Source organism: Spirulina sp. CS-785/01, assembly GCF_028330525.1.
Taxonomy (GTDB): Bacteria; Cyanobacteriota; Cyanobacteriia; order Cyanobacteriales; family Spirulinaceae; genus JAQMSD01.
In genome coordinates, this window is sequence record NZ_JAQMSD010000218.1 from 1 (window position 1) to 4548 (window position 4548).

Below are 4548 nucleotides of genomic sequence, written 5' to 3' on the forward strand. Positions count from 1 at the left end.
ACCCATTACCCATTACCCATCACCAAATACTATTACGAAATGTTAACTTAAAAAAGTATTCCTTACTGAGACGACTGTGAAAGTTTTTAGCACCCTTCCTCCCAAAACTCGTCGTAACTTACTGCTGTTGTTTTTGACGGGGCTTTGTTTTTGGTCGAGTTTAACTATTCTCCTCCCTACTCTACCCCTCTATATCGAGTCGGTGGGGGCAACTCAACAGCAAATTGGTCTGGTGATGGGCAGTTTTGCCATTGGCCTAATTTTCTCACGGGGCCTTTTAGGACAATGGGCAGACCAACGGAGTCGCAAATTGGTGGTACAAATTGGGACGGCGGTGGTTGGCCTTGCTCCTTTTGGCTATTTGATGGTGAGTAGTTTGCCCATTTTAGCCCTCATTCGGGGGCTGCATGGGATTAGTATTGCAGGACTGACTACGGGCTATAGTGCGTTGGTGGTGGACTTGTCTCCTCCCCAAAAACGGGGGGAAATTGTGGGTTATATGACGTTGGTGGTCCCCATTGGTATGGCCTTGGGGCCAGCCTTGGGGAGTTTTTTGGTGGAAGGGTTTGGCTATAGGACGGTGTTTATGGTTGCCGGGACGTTAGGACTTTTGGGCTTTATTTTTGCGTCTCAGGTGCGAGAAACGTTTCGTAATCTTACGCCGTCTCCTTCGGTGGGGCGACAGGGTGGCAATTTGCTACAACAGGGCATTTGGCGCGTAGTGGACTTTGTAAAAACGGTGTTTCAAACCATTGCGATTTCTCGTTTAGGGGAAATGGTGCAAAGTCGCCGTTTGAGTATTCCGGCTTTAGTTTTATTGCAGGTGGGATTGGTGTTTGGCACGTTGACGACGTTTTTACCTGCTTATATTCGGGATAGTGAGGTGGGGATTAATGCGGGGATGTTTTATACGGCGGTGGCGGTGGCTAGTTTTTCGGTGCGGTTGTTTGCGGGCCGGGCTTCGGACCAGTTGGGACGGGGGTTGTTTATTACGCTGAGTTTAATGGCTTATACTCTCTCGATGGTGTTGTTAACGTTGGCTCAGACTTCTCTGGAGTTTATTGTGGGGGCGTTAGCGGAGGGGGCCGGGGCCGGGACGTTAATTCCTATGATGACGACGTTGGTGGCGGACCGCTCTACCAGTCAGGAGCGAGGCCGGGCTTATTCCTTGTGTGTGGGGGGGTTTGATGTGGGGATTGCTCTGGGGGGACCTCTGGCGGGGACGTTTGCGCCTTTTTTGGGGTATCAGGGGATATTTGCGATCGCGGCTGGCCTCGCCAGTCTCGCCTTGCTTACCTTTCTCACTCAATCCAGTAAAAATTTAACCCATTCTTTTCGTTTTGCTACGGGACAAGAAAAAGATAGTTACGCCATTCATCTTTAACTAAAACTCACTGAGGCGAGACCCTAAATTTAGGGTTTAAATCAAGAATTAAACGAGAAAACAAGTTGGGGATCACGGGGATCGAACTTTTATTCTAGATTGAGCTCTTGGGAAACTTATTTTTTGTAAGGTTTTTCGCAGTCTAAACATTAAGGATTTTAGAGGGTATTGGCAGATTAGACTCATTCGATATAAAAAAATAATATCAATTATAACTTTTTTTTATGCCGGGTTAAAAAATAACTAAGAATCACAGGAAAAGAGACAAAGTGAGTCAGTGAATCTTAGGAGAAGCCGAGGGGATGAGGGGGAAAAAGGAGGGCAACTTGAGAAGTAGCCATGGCAAAGGGTACAATAATTGACAACCTCCTCTTGGGTTACAACTATCTGTAAAAAAGGTAAAGATTTTGTTGCAGGTCAAACAATCCTTTTTTAATAGAGGCAAAAAAAACTAGAATAGAGAAGAACGTTTAAGGTAGTATTAAACCGTTCTTAACCCAAGTTCCTGATTGTATCCGTTGCTGATGGTGTGCTTGACGTGCTTTCCCATGTCCTCTTTCCCTTGTCTTCTGTGGACAGGTTCTCTGTAACTCAAGCAACCCATGTTGATTCTATCCCATCGTCTATGAACAAACCCCAAGCCCGTACAACCCCTTTATTTGCGATTACAACCCCTTTGTACTACGTGAACGATGTGCCTCACATTGGTAGTGCTTATACCACCATGGTAGCGGATGCGATCGCGCGGTTTCATCGGCTTCAGGGTCACGATGTCCTGATGATCACAGGGACTGATGAACACGGTCAGAAAATTCAACGGTCCGCCGAGGCCAAGGGAGTCCCCCCCCAAGAGCATTGTGATGCCATTGCGGCCACCTTCGACGCTCTCTGGGACCAACTCAACATCCAATACGACCGTTTTAGTCGCACCACAGCGGCCAAACATCACCCCATCGTCAAAGACTTCTTTCAACGAGTCTGGGACAACGGCGACATTTACCTCTCCAAACAACAAGGATGGTACTGCGTCTCCTGCGAAGAATTTAAAGACGAACGGGAACTCCTTGAAGGCCACTATTGTCCCATCCACAGCAATAAACAGGTAGAATGGCGAGACGAAGATAACTACTTTTTTCGCCTCTCCCAATATCAAGATCAACTAAAAGCCCTGTACCAAGAGCGGCCCGACTTCATCCAACCGGAAAGTCGGCGCAACGAAGTCTTAAATTTTGTGGAAAAGGGATTGCAAGACTTCTCCATCTCCCGCGTTAATCTAGACTGGGGCTTCCCCATCCCCAACGACCCCAAACATACCATTTACGTCTGGTTTGACGCGCTATTAGGCTATATTACCGCCCTATTAGACCCCGACGACGACCCCACCCTAGACAACGCCCTGAAAAAATGGTGGCCCATTAATATTCATCTCATCGGCAAAGATATCCTCCGATTTCATGCCATTTACTGGCCCGCCATGCTCATGTCTGCGGGACTAACCCCCCCAGAAATCGTCTTTGGCCACGGCTTTTTGACTAAAGATGGGCGAAAAATGGGGAAAACCACCGGAAACACCATTGATCCGGTCGCTCTCGTCAGTCGCTATGGCTCAGACGCGGTGCGCTACTATTTCTTAAAAGAAATCGAATTCGGCCAAGACGGAGACTTTAACGAAACCCGTTTTATCAACGTCCTCAACGCCGATTTAGCCAACGATTTAGGCAATCTACTCAATCGTACCTTGGGCATGACCAAAAAGTATTGTCAAGCCCAAATTCCGGCGGTTTCTGCCTCAGATATCCCGGAGGATAACCCCCTAAAAGCTCTTGGGGTGGAATTGCGCGATCGCGTGACCCAAGCCTATCATCAGCTAAACTTTAGCCACGCTTGCACCGACATTTTCACCCTCATTCAAACGTGCAATAAATACATCGACGAACAAGCCCCTTGGTCGTTGTATAAAGAGAAGCAACAAAAACAAGTGGAAATCGTCTTATATTCTGTCCTAGAATCCGTAAGACTGTCAGCTTATCTTCTCTCCCCTGTTATTCCTAATTTGAGTAACAAAATTTACCAACAACTTGGATTTGACCTTGATTTTAATAACTCCAGCCAAATTAACCATCCCGACTTATTTCAGCATCATGCCCAATGGGGGATATTAGCAGCCGGACAACCCGTTAAGAAACCTAAACCCATTTTTGCTAAATTAGACCCCCCAACAGCAACAGCATCCACTTAACAGTCCAGGCTAAAAGGGCTGATTAAAACACCCCTTACATCACATCACAAAAATGACCAGCTATGCAGAGGAGGACTGTTGACCTCCTAACGGGTGTCATTGTACATTAATCACCCCACACCTAACCCGATAAAAGGCATTTTTTAAGACAACACTTTTTTAATAAACGAGGTTTAACAATGATCATGGAAGACAATTTTGGTGAAGACCCAATCTTTACCCCAGAACAAGTTTTAGAAAATCGTGGCCGCGTGGCCATCTTTATTGATGGATCGAACCTATTTTACGCTGCCTTGCAGTTAGGGTTAGAAATCGACTACTCTAAACTATTGTATCGTCTAACCGCCGGGTCGCGGTTGTTACGCGCCTTTTTCTACACCGGAGTAGATCGCAGTAACGAAAAACAACAGGGATTTTTGCTGTGGATGCGACGGAATGGTTATCGCGTCATCGCCAAAGACTTAGTACAACTCCCCGATGGGTCGAAAAAGGCCAATCTTGATGTTGAAATTGCCGTGGATATGATGGCCTTAGTCCATGCCTATGATACAGCCATTTTAGTCAGTGGAGATGGTGATCTCGCCTATGCGGTTGATGCGGTAAGTTATCGGGGTGCGCGAGTAGAAGTGGTCAGTTTACGGGCTATGACCAGTGATAATTTAATTAATGTGGCTGACCGTTACATCGACCTTGACCAAATTAAGGATGATGTGCAAAAAAGCACTAAACATCATCCCAATAGTTACCCCCATCGCAGTTTTCCCGGAATCAAAATTTTAGGAGAGGATTAGTTATTGGTGATGGATGATGGGTGATGGGTGATGGATAATGGATGATGGATGATGGGTGATAGGTAATGAATAATGGATAATTCATCAATCCTTGTTGTTCCCCCATCTCCCCCATCTCCCCTATCTCCCCCAAC

3 protein-coding genes are annotated in these 4548 nt (G+C 46.4%); all 3 read left to right on the plus strand.

Annotation, left to right across the window (positions count from 1 at the left end; genetic code table 11):
- Nucleotides 1-76 precede the first annotated feature (76 nt).
- The 3 genes from PN462_RS14325 to PN462_RS14335 all read left to right on the plus strand — a co-directional run bounded on the left by PN462_RS14325 (nucleotide 77) and on the right by PN462_RS14335 (nucleotide 4414).
- The gene (locus tag PN462_RS14325) at nucleotides 77-1384 is read left to right on the plus strand and encodes an MFS transporter (protein WP_272129119.1); all 1308 of its coding nucleotides are present in this window, start codon (nucleotides 77-79) and stop codon (nucleotides 1382-1384) included.
- Nucleotides 1385-2009: 625 nt separating this feature from the next.
- Entirely contained in the window at nucleotides 2010-3623 is a 1614-nt protein-coding gene (gene metG, locus PN462_RS14330) for a methionine--tRNA ligase (RefSeq protein WP_272129120.1), read from the plus strand.
- Nucleotides 3624-3808: 185 nt separating this feature from the next.
- Complete coding sequence (locus PN462_RS14335; protein ID WP_272129122.1) at nucleotides 3809-4414, plus strand: LabA-like NYN domain-containing protein; 606 nt, start codon at nucleotides 3809-3811, stop codon at nucleotides 4412-4414.
- The last annotated feature ends 134 nt before the right edge of the window (nucleotides 4415-4548 follow it).